Source organism: Comamonas faecalis (assembly GCF_039538025.1).
In the GTDB taxonomy this organism is placed as follows: Bacteria; Pseudomonadota; Gammaproteobacteria; order Burkholderiales; family Burkholderiaceae_C; genus Comamonas_C; species Comamonas_C faecalis.
In genome coordinates this window covers 1-14,159 of sequence record NZ_BAABBP010000029.1, presented here as the reverse complement: position 1 = coordinate 14,159, position 14,159 = coordinate 1, and the positions used below count along the sequence as shown (strand labels likewise).

General features: G+C 67.6%; 16 protein-coding genes and 1 pseudogene. 11 read left to right on the top strand and 6 right to left on the bottom strand.

Annotated features, from left to right (window positions below):
• Positions 1-125 precede the first annotated feature (125 nt).
• The 3 genes from rpmG to trxB all read right to left on the bottom strand — a co-directional run bounded on the left by rpmG (position 126) and on the right by trxB (position 1,742).
• Positions 126-296 carry a 50S ribosomal protein L33 gene (rpmG, locus tag ABD767_RS13910; RefSeq protein WP_103045315.1) on the bottom strand — a complete coding sequence of 57 codons (171 nt, stop codon included), beginning with the start codon at positions 294-296 and terminating at the stop codon, positions 126-128.
• Positions 297-318: 22 nt separating this feature from the next.
• Entirely contained in the window at positions 319-552 is a 234-nt protein-coding gene (rpmB, locus tag ABD767_RS13905) for a 50S ribosomal protein L28 (protein WP_103045314.1), read from the bottom strand.
• Positions 553-788: 236 nt separating this feature from the next.
• Complete coding sequence (gene trxB / locus ABD767_RS13900; protein WP_103045313.1) at positions 789-1,742, bottom strand: thioredoxin-disulfide reductase; 954 nt, start codon at positions 1,740-1,742, stop codon at positions 789-791.
• 115 nt (positions 1,743-1,857) lie between these two features.
• Between trxB and ABD767_RS13895 the strand changes: the two genes are divergently transcribed.
• The 8 genes from ABD767_RS13895 (at position 1,858) to ABD767_RS13860 (ending at position 10,096) form a co-directional block, all read left to right on the top strand.
• Complete coding sequence (locus tag ABD767_RS13895; RefSeq protein WP_103045312.1) at positions 1,858-4,179, top strand: DNA translocase FtsK 4TM domain-containing protein; 2,322 nt, start codon at positions 1,858-1,860, stop codon at positions 4,177-4,179.
• Positions 4,180-4,251: 72 nt separating this feature from the next.
• Positions 4,252-4,887 carry an outer membrane lipoprotein periplasmic chaperone LolA gene (gene lolA / locus ABD767_RS13890; protein ID WP_103045327.1) on the top strand — a complete coding sequence of 212 codons (636 nt, stop codon included), beginning with the start codon at positions 4,252-4,254 and terminating at the stop codon, positions 4,885-4,887.
• 15 nt (positions 4,888-4,902) lie between these two features.
• Entirely contained in the window at positions 4,903-5,364 is a 462-nt protein-coding gene (locus tag ABD767_RS13885; protein ID WP_103045311.1) for a DUF2721 domain-containing protein, read from the top strand.
• A gap of 194 nt (positions 5,365-5,558) precedes the next feature.
• Positions 5,559-6,770: an ABC transporter substrate-binding protein gene (locus tag ABD767_RS13880; protein WP_103045310.1), complete on the top strand. Its 1,212-nt coding sequence runs from the start codon at positions 5,559-5,561 to the stop codon at positions 6,768-6,770.
• Positions 6,771-6,826: 56 nt separating this feature from the next.
• Complete coding sequence (locus ABD767_RS13875) at positions 6,827-7,690, top strand: ABC transporter permease subunit (RefSeq protein ID WP_103045309.1); 864 nt, start codon at positions 6,827-6,829, stop codon at positions 7,688-7,690.
• Positions 7,687-8,634, top strand: coding sequence for an ABC transporter permease subunit (locus ABD767_RS13870; RefSeq protein ID WP_103045308.1), 948 nt, complete (start codon positions 7,687-7,689; stop codon positions 8,632-8,634). The genes ABD767_RS13875 and ABD767_RS13870 overlap by 4 nt, the downstream gene beginning before the upstream one ends.
• Positions 8,631-9,377: an ABC transporter ATP-binding protein gene (locus tag ABD767_RS13865; RefSeq protein WP_344869830.1), complete on the top strand. Its 747-nt coding sequence runs from the start codon at positions 8,631-8,633 to the stop codon at positions 9,375-9,377. The genes ABD767_RS13870 and ABD767_RS13865 overlap by 4 nt, the downstream gene beginning before the upstream one ends.
• On the top strand, positions 9,374-10,096 hold the full coding sequence (locus tag ABD767_RS13860; RefSeq protein WP_103045307.1) for an ATP-binding cassette domain-containing protein: 723 nt from the start codon (positions 9,374-9,376) through the stop codon (positions 10,094-10,096). Before ABD767_RS13865 ends, ABD767_RS13860 begins: the two co-directional genes overlap by 4 nt.
• A gap of 233 nt (positions 10,097-10,329) precedes the next feature.
• Here the strand turns inward: ABD767_RS13860 and ABD767_RS13855 are convergent, their stop codons facing one another.
• Positions 10,330-10,551 (bottom strand): hypothetical protein, encoded by a 222-nt coding sequence (locus tag ABD767_RS13855; protein ID WP_103045306.1) that lies wholly within the window; start codon positions 10,549-10,551, stop codon positions 10,330-10,332.
• Positions 10,552-10,605: 54 nt separating this feature from the next.
• On the opposite strand from ABD767_RS13855, the pseudogene ABD767_RS13850 reads away from it, so the two are divergent.
• Positions 10,606-10,749, top strand: a pseudogene (locus ABD767_RS13850) (ribosome biogenesis GTPase YlqF); the annotation flags it as partial.
• Between the two features lie 24 nt (positions 10,750-10,773).
• Here the strand turns inward: ABD767_RS13850 and ABD767_RS13845 are convergent.
• Positions 10,774-11,382 carry a uracil-DNA glycosylase family protein gene (locus tag ABD767_RS13845; RefSeq protein WP_344869829.1) on the bottom strand — a complete coding sequence of 203 codons (609 nt, stop codon included), beginning with the start codon at positions 11,380-11,382 and terminating at the stop codon, positions 10,774-10,776.
• Between the two features lie 65 nt (positions 11,383-11,447).
• Here ABD767_RS13845 and ABD767_RS13840 point away from each other — a divergent pair, with 65 nt between their 5' ends.
• Positions 11,448-12,797 (top strand): replication-associated recombination protein A, encoded by a 1,350-nt coding sequence (locus ABD767_RS13840; protein WP_344869828.1) that lies wholly within the window; start codon positions 11,448-11,450, stop codon positions 12,795-12,797.
• 19 nt (positions 12,798-12,816) lie between these two features.
• On the opposite strand, the gene ABD767_RS13835 is transcribed toward ABD767_RS13840, so the two are convergent.
• Positions 12,817-13,203, bottom strand: a complete 387-nt coding sequence (locus tag ABD767_RS13835; RefSeq protein ID WP_344869827.1) for a hypothetical protein — start codon at positions 13,201-13,203, stop codon at positions 12,817-12,819.
• On the opposite strand from ABD767_RS13835, the gene ABD767_RS13830 reads away from it, so the two are divergent.
• Positions 13,203-13,841, top strand: coding sequence for an ABC transporter ATP-binding protein (locus ABD767_RS13830; RefSeq protein WP_344869826.1), 639 nt, complete (start codon positions 13,203-13,205; stop codon positions 13,839-13,841). The two genes, ABD767_RS13835 and ABD767_RS13830, sit on opposite strands and share 1 nt — an antisense overlap.
• The last annotated feature ends 318 nt before the right edge of the window (positions 13,842-14,159 follow it).

Genomic DNA, 14,159 nt, shown 5'->3' with positions numbered 1-14,159 from the left:
ATTCCGGCTTTCGCCGGAATGACGAAGAAGGGGGCGTGCGTTGCTTCACGTTGACGCCCGCGCCTTCAGCGTAAAAAAACCGCCAGGGCGCAAGCCATGGCGGTTTTTGCAGGAGCGGGGCCGAATTACTTCAGCTTGGCTTCCTTGTATTCGACGTGCTTGCGCGCCTTGGGGTCGAACTTGATGATGCTCATCTTCTCGGGCATCGTCTTCTTGTTCTTGGTGGTGGTGTAGAAGTGGCCGGTCTCCGCAGTGGAAACCAGCTTGATTTTTTCGCGTCCGCCTTTGGTGGCCATGGTGTTTCTCCTTTAAAGAAAATCAGGCCTGACCACGCGCGCGCATGTCTGCGAGCACGGACTCGATGCCGTTCTTGTCGATCAGGCGCAGGGCGGCGCTGGAAACGCGCAGGCGCACCCAGCGGTTCTCGTTCTCAACCCAGAAGCGCTTGTACTGCAGGTTGGGCAGAAAGCGGCGCTTGGTCTTGATGTTGGAGTGGGAGACCTTGTGTCCCACCTGGGGCTTCTTGCCCGTGACTTCACATACGCGTGCCATTGTGGACTTTTCCGTAATTGCACGGCCGCAGGCCCTGTGCACTTGACATGCATCGGCCTGCAACCTCACCTCGCCAATTGCATCGGGTGGCGGTAACCCGGCGTCCTTCGGGCGGGCCCAAATTCAGCAAAGCCGCGCATTATAGCGCGGTTGCCCTTGGAACGTGTTCACGATCTCGCGCGAAGGGGCGCCCGATTCCGCGCCTGCACACCCGCGTGGAGATCGTGAACACGTTCTTATTCCTGCTGTTCCAGGAAACGCTGCGCGTCCAGCGCCGCCATGCAGCCGGTGCCGGCGCTGGTGATGGCCTGGCGGTAGACGTAGTCCTGCACGTCGCCGGCGGCAAACACGCCGGCCACGCTGGTTTGTGTGGCAAAGCCCTTGTGGCCGCCCTGGGTGGTGATGTAGCCGCCTTCCATCTCCAGCTGGCCCTTGAAGATGTCGGTGTTGGGCGCGTGGCCGATGGCGATGAAGCAGCCCTGCAGCGCGATGTCCTCCGTGTGGCCGTCCTGCGTGCTCTTGATGCGGATGCCGGTCACGCCGCTGTCGTCGCCCAGCACCTCATCGAGGGTGAAGAAGGTCTTGAGCTCGATCTTGCCCGCGGCGACGCGCTCCATCAGCTTGTCGACCAGGATGGGCTCGGCGCGGAACTTGTCGCGCCGGTGCACCAGCGTGACCTTGCTGGCAATGTTGGCCAGGTACAGCGCTTCCTCGACGGCGGTGTTGCCGCCGCCGATCACGCACACGGGCTGTTCGCGGTAGAAGAAGCCGTCGCAGGTGGCGCAGGCCGACACGCCGCGGCCCATGAAGGACTCTTCGCTGGGCAGGCCCAGGTATTTGGCCGACGCGCCGGTGGCGATGATCAGGCTGTCGCAGGTGTACTGGTCGCTGTCGCCCTTGAGCGTGAACGGGCGCTTGGACAGGTCGACCTCGTTGATCTGGTCGAAGACGATTTTTGCCTCGAAGCGCTCGGCGTGCTCCAGAAAGCGCTGCATCAGCTCGGGGCCCTGCACTCCGTTGACGTCGGCGGGCCAGTTGTCCACGTCGGTGGTCGTGGTCAGCTGCCCGCCCTGGGCCATGCCGGTGATCAGCACCGGGTTGAGGTTGGCGCGGGCGGCGTAGATGGCGGCGGTGTAGCCGGCGGGGCCGGAGCCGAGGATCAGGACTTTGGCGTGCGTGTTGGTCGTCATGGCGGATCGCTGTTTGTTGGGCAACAAAGGTGAAACGGCAAGTATCGCGCTTATCGCGCCGACTGGCCTGGGGCAACCGGGCAGGGCCATGGGTTAAGCTTGCGGGTTGCTTCGTATGACCTATTCCCTCAATACCCTGAATGCCTCCGCGGCGGCGCGCTCGGCGCCCCGGTCGGGGGTCTTGCGCCTGGGCCACGAGCTGGTTTTGCTGCTGGGCCTGCTGGCCCTGGTGGTGTGGCTGCTGGCGCTGGCAAGTTATTCGGCACAGGACGCGGCCTGGTCCACATCGGGCCTGAGCGGCGCGGATGCGCCCGCGAACTGGATGGGGCGCCTGGGCGCCTGGCTGGCCGATGCCAGCTATTTTCTGTTCGGCTTTTCCGTCTGGTGGCTGGTGGCCGCCGCGGTGCATGGCTGGCTGGCGTCGCTGGCGCGCTGGATGCGCGCGGGCAGCGGAGCGCCCGGCTGGCGCGAGCGCGCCGTGCATGGCGCGGGCCTGGTGCTGCTGCTGACGACCAGCTCGGCGCTGGAGTGGTCGCGCATGTACCGCTTCGAGCCGCAGCTGCCGGGCCACGCCGGCGGCGTGCTGGGCTATCTGGCCGGGCCGCTGGCCGAGCGCTGGCTGGGCTTTACCGGCTCGGGGCTGCTGGGCGTGATTGCGCTGGTGCTGGGCATGGCGCTGGTGTTCGGCTTCTCGTGGGGCCGGCTGGCCGAGAGCCTGGGCGCGCGCATCGACGCGCTGGTGCTTGGCGGGCTGGCGCGGCGCGAGCGCGCGCGCGACCAGGCCGAGGGGCGGCGCGCCGCGCGTGAGCGCGAGGCGGTGCTGAAGGAAGAGCGCCACGACATCGAGGCGCACCACCCGCAGCCGGTGACCATTGTCGAGCCGGTGCTGGTCGAGGCGGTGCCGAGCACGCGCGTGGTCAAGGAGCGGCAAAAACCGCTGTTCACCGAGATGCCCGACAGCAGCCTGCCCCAGGTCGATCTGCTGGACGCGGCCGCGGCGCAGCGCGAGACGGTCTCGCCCGAGGTGCTGGAGATGACCAGCCGCCTGATCGAGAAAAAGCTCAAGGACTTCGGCGTCGAGGTGACCGTGGTGGCGGCACAGCCTGGCCCGGTCATCACCCGCTACGAGATCGAGCCGGCCACCGGCGTCAAGGGCTCGCAGGTGGTCAACCTGGCAAAGGATCTGGCGCGCTCGCTCTCGCTGGTGTCGATCCGCGTGGTCGAGACCGTGCCCGGCAAGACGACGATGGCCCTCGAATTGCCCAACGCCAAGCGCCAGATGATCCGCCTGTCGGAGATCCTGGGCTCGCAGGTCTACCACGACGCCAAGAGCCTGCTGACCGTGGGCCTGGGCAAGGACATCGTCGGCAAGCCCGTGGTGGCCGACCTGGCCAAGATGCCGCACTGCCTGGTGGCGGGCACGACCGGCTCGGGCAAGTCGGTGGGCATCAACGCGATGATTCTGTCGCTGCTGTACAAGGCCGAGGCGCGCGACGTGCGCCTGATGATGATCGACCCCAAGATGCTGGAGATGAGCGTCTACGAGGGCATTCCGCACCTGCTGTGCCCGGTGGTGACCGACATGAAGCAGGCTGCGCACGGCCTGAACTGGTGCGTGGCCGAGATGGAGCGGCGCTACAAGCTGATGAGCAAGCTGGGCGTGCGCAACCTGGCGGGCTTCAACGCCAAGATCGACGAGGCCGCCGCGCGCGAGGAGTCGATCGGCAACCCCTTCAGCCTGACGCCCGAGGAGCCCGAGCCGCTGACCCGGCTGCCGCACATCGTGGTCATCATCGACGAGCTGGCCGACCTGATGATGGTCGTGGGCAAGAAGATCGAGGAGCTGATCGCCCGCCTGGCGCAGAAGGCGCGCGCCGCCGGCATCCACCTGATCCTGGCGACGCAGCGCCCGAGCGTCGACGTGATCACCGGTCTCATCAAGGCCAACATTCCCACGCGCATTGCGTTCTCGGTGGGCAGCAAGATCGACAGCCGCACCATTCTGGATCAGATGGGCGCCGAAACCCTGCTGGGCATGGGCGACATGCTCTACATGGCCAGCGGCACCGGCCTGCCGGTGCGTGTGCACGGCGCCTTCGTCAGCGACGACGAGGTGCACCGCGTCGTCAGCTACCTGAAGGAGCAGGGCGAGCCCGACTACATCGAAGGCGTGCTCGAAGGCGGCGAGGGCAGCGACGACGCCGGCCTGGGCCTGGACGGGGGCGACGCCGACGGCGAGAAGGATCCGATGTACGACCAGGCCGTCGAGGTGGTGCTCAAGGACCGCAAGGCCAGCATCTCCTATGTGCAGCGCAAGCTGCGCATCGGCTACAACCGCTCGGCCAACCTGCTGGAGCAGATGGAGCGCGCCGGCCTGGTCAGCGCGCTGACCTCCAGCGGCCAGCGTGAAGTATTGGTGCCCGCGCGCGAGGATTGACGGCGCCGCCGCCGGGTGCACACTGGCACACCTGAATTTCCCCACCTTTGGCGCATGCGCAAGGACGGACTCATGAAAAAACCCCTGGCAGCCCTGCTGCTGGCACTGGCCGGCGTGCCGCTGGCCTGGGCCGATGGCCTGCAGAGCCTGGCGCAGTTTTTGCAAAACGCGCGCAGCGGCAGCGCCGCGTTCACCCAGACCGTGACGGCGCCGCCGCGCGCGGGCGAGGTGGCGGCGCCCAAGGTGTCCAGCGGGCACTTTGCGTTCGAGCGCCCGGGGCGCTTCAGCTTTGTCTACGACAAGCCGTTTGCCCAGTCCATCATTGCCGACGGGCGCACGCTGTGGCTGTATGACGAAGACCTGAATCAGGTGACCGAGCGCGCCCAGGACCAGGCGCTGGGCGCTACCCCCGCGGCGCTGCTGGCCACTGCGCCCGACATGGCGGCGCTGCGTGCCGAGTTCACGCTGGACAACGCCCCCGACGCGGACGGCCTGCACTGGGTGCTGGCCACGCCCAAGGCGGCAGACGGCCAGATCCGCAACGTGCGCGTGGGCTTTGCCGGCCAGCAGTTGGCGGCGCTGGACATCGAGGACAGCTTCGGCCAGCACTCGCTGATTCGCTTCGAGGGCCTGCAGACCAACAACCCGCTGCCTGCCGCCACCTTCCGCTTCACGCCGCCGGCCGGCGCGGACGTGCTGCGCCAGTAGGCGCAGGTGATTGCCATGGCACTGCCACTCGATCCTTCGGGCATCACGCACAGCATCCAGCTGGCGGTGGCGCCGGTGTTTCTGCTCACCGCGGTGGCCGGCATGATGGGCGTGGTCGCCGGGCGGCTGGCGCGCATCATCGACCGCGGGCGCAAGGTGGAAGAGCGTGCGCTGGCCTGCCAGGAAGCGCAGGAGCTGCAGCTTGCGCTGCAGGAGCTGGCCTGGCTGCGCCGGCGCGGGCGCCTGGCCAATGTATGCATCGGCCTGCTGACGCTGTGCGCGCTGCTGATCGGACTGACCATCGTCGTGCTCTTCGTCGGCGAGACGCTGGACTGGGCCACCAGCCGCTGGGCCGCAAATGGGTTTCTCACCGGCGTGCTGGCCTTCATGCTGGCGCTGCTGAGTTTCTTCGTCGAAACCCTGATGGCCATGCGGGCGCTGGACTTTCACATGCCGCACGCGCGGCGCCGATCCTGACGCGGCTTCGCCCGCCTTCCCGGCTACGCCTCTTCTTTGCGGCAGCTGCCGCGTGCCGCTGAAGAGGCGTGCGCCCAAAGTCCACGCCTGCAATGTCTTTATTGCACCGGGAGTAGCCTGACTTCGTACCGTCTTGCACTGGCTGGATCGGGCCGTGCGTCGACAGACGGGTCTTGAAAGCGAAGGAGACGGCAATGTTGATGAAATCGCTGCACCTCGTGTCTTCGTTGTGCGCGCTGGGCCTTGCAATGGCGGCCGCGGCACCGGTTCAGGCACAGGACATCGTTCTCGGCGCATCGGTGCAACTCACCGGGCCGGTGGCCAACACCGGGCGCTATTACCGCGACGCCTACCAGATCGCGGTCGACAAGATCAACGCCGCCGGCGGCGTGACGGTTGCCGGCAAACAGCACAAGCTGGCGCTCAAGCTGTACGACAACCAGTCGGACGTGAACCTGTCGGTGCGCCAGTACACCCAGCTGGTCACGCAGGACAAGGTCAACTTCCTGCTCGGCGGCTTTGCCAGCAACTTCCAGCTGGCCGACTCGGTGGTGTCCGAGAAGTACAAGATCCCGATGGTGCAGGGCGGCGGCGCATCCAACGAGATTTTTGCGCGCGACTTCAAGTACATCTTCGGCACGCTGGCGCCGGCGAGCAATTACTTTGGCAGCACGGTCGAGATGATGAAGTCGCTCAAGGACGGGCCCAAGAATGTTGCGCTTCTGTACGCAGACGATTCGTTCGACGTCTCCACCGCCGAGGGCACGCGTCCGCTGCTCAAGGCCGCCGGCTTCAACCTGGTGATGGACGAGCGCTACAGCAGCAACACCAGCGACTTTTCCACGCTGCTGTCGCAGGTGAAGGCCAAGAACGCCGACGCGGTGCTGGTGGCGGGCCACGAGACCGAGATCCTGAACTTCGTGCGCAATGCCAAGAGCCTGGCCGTCGCGCCCAAGCTCTACTCCTTCACCGTGGGCGTGCCCAGCGAGGACTTTCGCAAGGCGCTGGGCAAGGACGCGGACTACGCCTTCGGCATGACCGCATGGCTGCCCGAGGCGACGCTGAAAGACCGCTGGTTCGGCGACGCGGCGCAGTTTGCCGCCGAGTACAAGGCCCGGTTCGGCTATGACCCGGACTACCACGCCGCCTCCGGTGCGGCCGACGTCGAGGCCGTGGCCATGGCGCTGGAGAAGGCCGGCAGCCTGGATCCGCAAAAAGTGCGCGACGCGCTGGCGGCGAGCAACTTCGACAGCCTGTACGGCCCGATCAAGTTTGGCGCCAACGGACAGATCGACCTGCCGCAGATCGTGATCCAGGTGCAGAACGGCAAGGTGGTCGAGGTCTACGGCGCCAAGGGCTTCTTGCATGAGGCGCATTACCCGATGCCCGCATGGAACGCGCGGTGATGCTGCGCGACTGTTGAACGCTCACGCCCACTGACCCGCAGAGAAAGGGGACGCCCGTGGAACTGCTGGCCCAGGTTCTCGTCAACGGCCTGCTGCTGGGCGGGCTCTACGCCGTGATGGCCCTGGGGCTCGCCCTGGTGTGGGGCGTGCTCAACATCGTCAACCTGGCGCATGGCTCATTCATCATGCTGGGAGCCTACTGCTCCTGGCATCTGTTTCACTACCTGCACGTCGACCCCTTTCTGGGCCTGCCGCTGACCGCGGCGGTGATGTTTGCGCTGGGCTATGCGGTGCAGCGCGGCATCCTGAACCTGATCGTGCGCGCGCCGATGTTCAACACGCTGCTGCTCACCTTCGGGCTTGACGTGGTGCTCACCTACCTGGCGCAGCTGGCGTTCTCGGCCGACTTTCGCGCGATCAACCCGGGCTACGCCGGCCACCAGTGGCACCTGGGGCCGCTGGTGCTGCCGGCGGTGCGCGTGGCGGCGTTTGGCGCGGCGCTGGTGCTCACCATCGGCATGTGGCTTTTCCTGCTGCACACGCGCCTGGGCCGGGCGATTCGCGCGACGGCGCAAAACCTGGTTGCGGCGCGCCTGTATGGCGTGGAGCCGCGCCACCTGTATGCAATGACGTTTGCCATTGGCGTTGCGCTGGCGGGTACGGCGGGCGGGCTGTACGGCACGGTCTCGCAGATCAACCCCTATATCGGTGCGTCGCTGACGCTCAAGTCCTTTGCGATCGCCATCATCGGCGGGCTGGACAACCCGCTGGGCGTGCTGGTCGGCGGGCTGCTGCTGGGCATCATCGAGTCGCTCACCATCCTCTACATCGGCCCCACCTTCGTCGACGTGGCGAGCTTTGGCATTCTGGTGCTGGTGCTGGTCGTGCGGCCCACGGGCCTGCTGGGGAGAACGGCATGAAGACCTGGCAGAAACTCGTCGTCGCGCTGGTCTTCGTGCTGCTGGCCGGCGTGCCCTGGTTCGGCTCGGACGTGCTGGTGCAGTTCGGCATCAACGCCCTGCTGCTGGCGGTGCTGGCGCAGGGCTGGAACGTCATCGGCGGCTACACCGGCTACCCCTCGTTCGGCAACTCGGTCTTCTATGGCCTGGGCAGCTATGGCGTGGCGATCGCCATGGTGCAGTGGCATCTGCCGTTTGCCGCCGGCATGGCGTTCGGCGTGCTGCTGGCCGTCGTCTTCGCGCTGGCGCTGGGCGTGCCGGTGCTGCGCCTGCGCGGGCATTACTTTGCCATTGCGACGCTGGCGCTGGCGGGCGTGATGGCGGCCATCGTCTCCAACATTCCGCTGGCCGGGCAGAACATCGGCCTGGTGCTGCCGCCGCTCAATGACGACCGGCTGTTCTACGGCCTGGCGCTGGGCCTGCTGGTGCTCTCCACGCTGGTGGTCTGGTGGCTCACCAAAAGCCGCTTCGGCTTCGGCCTGATCGCGATCCGCGAGAACGAGGATGGCGCCACCGTGATGGGCGTGAACACCACGCTGTACAAGGTGGCCGCGTTCACGATCTCGGGCGTGATGAGCGCGCTGGCCGGCGGCATCCACGCCTACTGGATCACCTTCCTCGACCCGGAGAGCGCCTTCGACATCAGCCTGAACGTCAAGATGATCATCATGGCCGTGTTTGGCGGCGCGGGCACGGTGTTCGGCCCGATCATCGGCGCGTTCTCGCTGGCGGCGGTCTCCGAATGGCTGTCCAGCGAGGTGACCAGCATTGCCAGCCTGTTCTTCGGCGCGGTGATCGTCGCCGCCGTGGTCTTCATGCCGCGCGGGCTGACGCACCTGGCCGCGCGCATCCGCCAGCGCGGCTGGCGCTACTTTGGCGACAACGTCAGGGAGAACCGGCTGTGAACGCCGCTGCCGCACCGCTGCTGGAGCTGCGCCACGTGACGCAGCGCTTCTCGGGCCTGGTGGCCGTCTCGGACGTCGGCTTCACGCTGGCACCGGGAGAAATCCTTGGTTTGATCGGCCCCAACGGCGCGGGCAAGACGACGCTGATCAACCTGATCAGCGGCACCATCCGCCCCATCGAGGGCGAGGTGCTGCTTGACGGCAAGAACATCACCCGCTTGCCGGCGTTTCGGCGTGCGCGGCTGGGCATTGGCCGCACCTTCCAGATCATGCAGCCGTTTCCGGGCCTGTCGGTGCTGGACAACGTGGCGATCGGCGCGCTGTTCGGCCACGGCGGCGGACAGTCGCAGCTGGGCAAGGCGCGCGAGCAGGCGCGCCAGAGCCTGGAATTCGTGGGTTTGGGCAAATTCGCTGACCAGCGCGCCGACGAGCTGGGCGGCCCCGGCAGAAAGCGCCTGGAGCTGGCCAAGGCGCTGGCGATGAAGCCGCGCCTGCTGCTGTGCGACGAGGTGATGGCGGGGCTCAACCACGTCGAGATCGAGGAAGTGATCGCCGTGATCCGCAAGGTGCGCGAGCAGGGCATCGGCATCCTGGTGATCGAGCATGTGATCAAGGCCATTCGCAGCCTGTCTGACCGCCTGCTGGTGCTGCACCACGGCCAGAAGATCGCCGACGGCACGCCCGGCGCGGTGCTGGCCGACCCCGCCGTGGTGCAGGCCTATCTTGGAAAGAAGCGCGCATGACCGCCGCCGCCACGCCCTTGCTGCAGGTTGGGCAGGTCAGCGCCGGCTACGGCCTGATGCCGGTGCTGCACGAACTGTCGATCGAGGTGCGCCAGGCCGAGATCGTCGCCCTCGTGGGCAGCAACGGCGCGGGCAAGACCACGCTGTTGCGCGTGCTCTCGCGCCTGCTGCCGTGTACCGGCAGCATCACGTTTGCCGGCCGCGACGTCACCGCCAGCACGCCCGACCAGGTCTTTGGCCAGGGCCTGGTGCAGGTGCCCGAGGGGCGCCAGCTGTTTGACCGCATGTCGGTGCAGGACAACCTGCTGATGGGGGCTTTTCGCAGGCAGAACAAGGCGCAGGTGCGGCGCGACCTGGAGCGCATGTACGCGCTCTTTCCGCGCCTGGGCGAGCGCCGCGCGCAGCTGGCCGGCAGCATGTCGGGCGGCGAGCAGCAGATGTGCGCAATGGCCCGCGCGCTGATGGCCGCTCCCCGCCTGATGATGATCGACGAGATGAGCCTGGGCCTGGCGCCGGTGATCGTGCAGCAGCTCGTCGGGGTGCTGTCCAACATCCGCGGGCAGGGCGTCACGGTGCTGCTGGTCGAGCAGGACGTGCAGGTCGCGCTGTCGGCGGCCGACCGCGCCTACGTCATCGAGAACGGCCGCGTCACGCTCTCGGGCAGCGCGCGCCAGCTGATCGACGACCCGGCGGTGCAGCAGGCGTATCTGGGGGTGTAGCTGGGGGTGTGGCTGGGCTCTATTGATGTGGAAATGGAATACCTCAGCGAGCGCACCCAGGGCGGGCGGCCAGCCCGGCCCGTGCCCCGCGGCCGCCCATGTCTGGACACCGTTTTCGTGCTGGCCGTGCGCAGCCAGCGGGAGGCGGGATGAGGGCAGCGCTGGAATAAGCTGCTACTCAACTCCCCAGTTGGGCAACGAAAAGCTCAGGGTCGAAAGCTGGCTTGCCCATGTCAGCGCCTCCCGCGCCAGCGAATGAGTCCGTAGCGCAGCAGAAACGCGCAGCCCAGCACCAGCGCAAACCACCCCACCAGGTACACCTGCGCCATGAGTTCACGCACGTCGGGCGAACGCGCCACGTAGGGGGCCAGCAGGATGATGGCGCCGATGAGGGCGCAGACGGTGCCCTTGAGCAGCAGCTCGGAATCCTGTTTGCTCTGAGGGGAAGAAGCCATGGGGGCGATTATCCCTGGTGCCTTCACTGCGTTTGACAAGTGCAGGTACAGCCCATGGCCATCCAGTGGTTCCCCGGTCATATGCACCTGACGCGCAAGGCGATTGCCGAGCGCATCAAGGACATCGACGTCGTGATCGAGCTGCTGGACGCGCGCCTTCCGGGCACCAGCGCCAACCCGCTGCTGGCCGAACTCACGGCGCCCGCCTGCCCCCAGCCTGACCTACCGCTGCAGCAGCTGCGCCACATGCGCGCGCAGACTGGGCAGCACCTCGTCGGCAAACCAGGGGTTGTGCTTGAACCAGCCGTTGTTGCGCGGGCTGGGGTGGGGCAGGGCTAGCGTGTGCGGGCCGGCGCCGTCCAGCGCCGCGCGCCAGCCGCGTACCGCTTCGGTCAGGTTGCGCGGTGCGTCGGGCAGGTGCCAGGCCAGCGCGTACTGGCCGATCACCAGCGTCAGCTCCAGCCGCGGCAGGCGCGCCAGCAGCGGCGCGCGCCAGGCGGGCGCGCATTCGGGGCGCGGCGGCAGGTCGCCCGATGTCCCCTTGCCGGGGTAGCAAAAGCCCATGGGCAGGATGGCGAACAGCTGCGGGTCGTAGAACTGCTCGCGGCTCACGTCCAGCCAGTCGCGCAGGCGCTCGCCGCTGGCGTCGTTGAACGGGATGCCGGTGTCGTGCACCTTGCGCCCCGGCGCCTGGCTGGCCAGCAGAATGCGCGCGCCGCGCGCTGCCTGCAGCACCGGGCGCGGGCCCAGCGGCAGGTGGGCGGCGCACATCTGGCAGGCGCGCACGCGGCGCAGCAGCGCGGGCAGGGATTCACGGCGTTCGGTGGGCATGCAGCCATCATAAAAAGGAGTGGATTGGCCTGGAGCGATCGTGGCCAAGGGCTACGATTGCCACCATGTCCACAACCACGTCCGCAAGCAACCCACTCCACCAGCCGCTGGCCGAGCGCCTGCGTCCGCGCCAGCTGTCCGAGGTGATCGGCCAGCAGCATGTGCTGGGGCCGGGCAAGCCGCTGCGCCTGGCGTTCGAGTCGGGGCGCCCGCACTCGTGCATCTTCTGGGGCCCGCCCGGCGTGGGCAAGACGACGATTGCGCGCCTGATGGCGCAGGCGTTCGACGCGCAGTTCATCGCGATCAGCGCGGTGCTGGGCGGCGTCAAGGACATTCGCGATGCGGTGCAGCAGGCCGAGAGCGCACGCGACGGCCTGATGCAGCAGCGCACCATCGTCTTCGTCGACGAGGTGCACCGTTTCAACAAGAGCCAGCAGGACGCGTTCCTGCCGCACGTCGAAAGCGGGCTGTTCACCTTCGTCGGTGCGACGACGGAAAACCCCTCGTTCGAGGTCAACTCGGCGCTGCTGTCGCGCGCCACGGTGTACGTGCTGGAGCCGCTGTCGCCGCCGGAGCTGGGCCAGATCGTCGCCAAGGCGCAGGCACTGGGCGCGCTGCCCGAGATCGAGGACGCAGCGCTGCAGCGCCTGATTGCCTACGCCGACGGCGACGCGCGCCGCCTGCTCAACACGCTGGAGACGCTGGCGGTCACCGCCGCGCAGGCCAAGGTGGCGCGCATCGAGGATGAATGGCTGGTGTCGGTGCTGGGACAGCAGATGCGCCGCTATGACAAGGGCGGCGAGCAGTTCTACGACACCATCAGCGCGCTGCACAAGTCGGTGCGCGGCTCCGACCCCGACGCCGCGCTGTACTGGCTGGTGCGCATGCTCGATGGCGGCGCCGACCCGCGCTATCTGGCGCGGCGCATCGTGCGCATGGCCTGGGAGGACATCGGCCTGGCCGACCCGCGGGCGCTCACGATCGTGCAGGACGCGGCGCAGACCTACGAGCGCCTGGGCAGTCCCGAAGGCGAGCTTGCGCTGGCGCAGGCCGTGCTGTACCTGGCGGCCGCGCCCAAGAGCAATGCCGGCTACACGGCCTACAAGAAGGCGCGCGCCTTCGTCTCCCAGGACGGCACGCGGCCCGTGCCGCTGCACCTGAGGAATGCACCGACCAAGCTGATGAAGCAGCTGGACTACGGGCGCGACTACCGCTACGCGCACGACGAGGAGGGTGGTTTCGCCGCGGGCGAGAGCTACTTTCCCGAGGGCATCGAGCCGCCGGTGTTCTACGAGCCGGTGCCGCGCGGGTTGGAGATCCAGATCGGCCAGAAGCTCGCCCAGCTGCGCGAGCGCAATGCGCAGGCGCTGCCGCGAGGGCCGGGCGATGGGCCGGGTGGCAAGCCGCAGCCTTGATGGGTGTGCTGGCCGGCCGTCAGTCAGCCGGCTGCAGCGCAGCCTCGAAGTCGGCCGCCAGCGCCGGCACGCAGCACAGTGTGAGCGACAGCGTGGCGCGCTCCCCCTCGCCCAGTGCAATCGGCGGCAGCAGCCGGCCGCTGGCAGCGTCGTAGTGCAGGGGCTGCAGCGGCTGGTTCGCGCGCTCGCACTGCAGGTCGACGTCCCACAGCCCGCCGTCATCCAGCGGCGCGCAGCCGCCGGGAAACTGCCGGTGCGCCCAGGCCAGCACGGCGCAGATTTCGGCCTGCAGCGGCGCCAGGTGGGCGACATCTACGCAGGCCAGCGCGTCCCAGGTCTGGTTGCCGGCGTCGTCCTCGGCGGCGTCAAAATCAAGGTAGTGCAACACGATGGAAGGGTTGGGCAATGGATGGAGACACGATGGGCGCCGTGCAGCTGCGGGGCGTATCGCTCGGCTTTGGCGGCGTGGTGCTGCTGCGCGACTGGAGTGCCGATTTTCCCCCTGGCCTGACGCTGCTGGTGGGCGACGACGGTGCGGGCAAGACCAGCGTGCTGCGCCTGCTGGCCGGCCAGCTTGCGCCGCAGGCGGGCAGCGTGCGCTGGCAGGGCGCGGAGATGGCCCAGGCGCCTGCGGCACTGCGAGCCCAGGTGTTCTGGCGTGATACGCGCGAGGACTGGCCCGAGATCACGCCGCTGCAGTGGGGTGCGCAGTGCGCAGGCCAGCACGCCGGCTGGAGCGAGCCGCAGTGGCAGGCCCATCTGCAGGGCTTTGGGCTGGTGGAGCACCAGGACAAGGAGATGTTTCGCCTGTCCACCGGCAGCCGGCGCAAGGCGCTGCTGGCCGCGGCGCTGGCCAGCGGCGCGGCGCTGACGCTGATCGACGAGCCGCAGGCGGCGCTGGACAAGGCGTCGGTGCGCTACCTGGCGCAGGCGCTGGCCGCCTCGGCGCAGCTGCAGTCCCAGCGCATCGTCGTCGTGGCGCACTATGACCAGTGGACGGGCGTACCCTGGGGGCAGCAGCTGGTGCTGCCTGGTGCCGAATAGGGGAACTGTTTTGGTGGCGGTCCAAGCTTTCCGTGCGCTCCGTCCTGCGGACGAAAAAAATGGCCCCGGACTTTGATCCGGAGCCAATATCCTGCCCTTTCAGCGAGGGAGGCGCCGTCACCGGACTCCGGCTTTTGCCGGAGTGACGGGCAATGCCGATCAGTTAAGCCAGGGCGAGGCTGAATTGGTCTAAAAGGGAGCGTGTTAACCACGTTCCCTTTTTTGCTTTGAGCCTGCTGCAGATCACCCTGAACGAGACGTTGGAGGCACTGCCCGCCAACGGGATAGCCGAGTTGAGCGCGCTGTTGGATCCGGCCT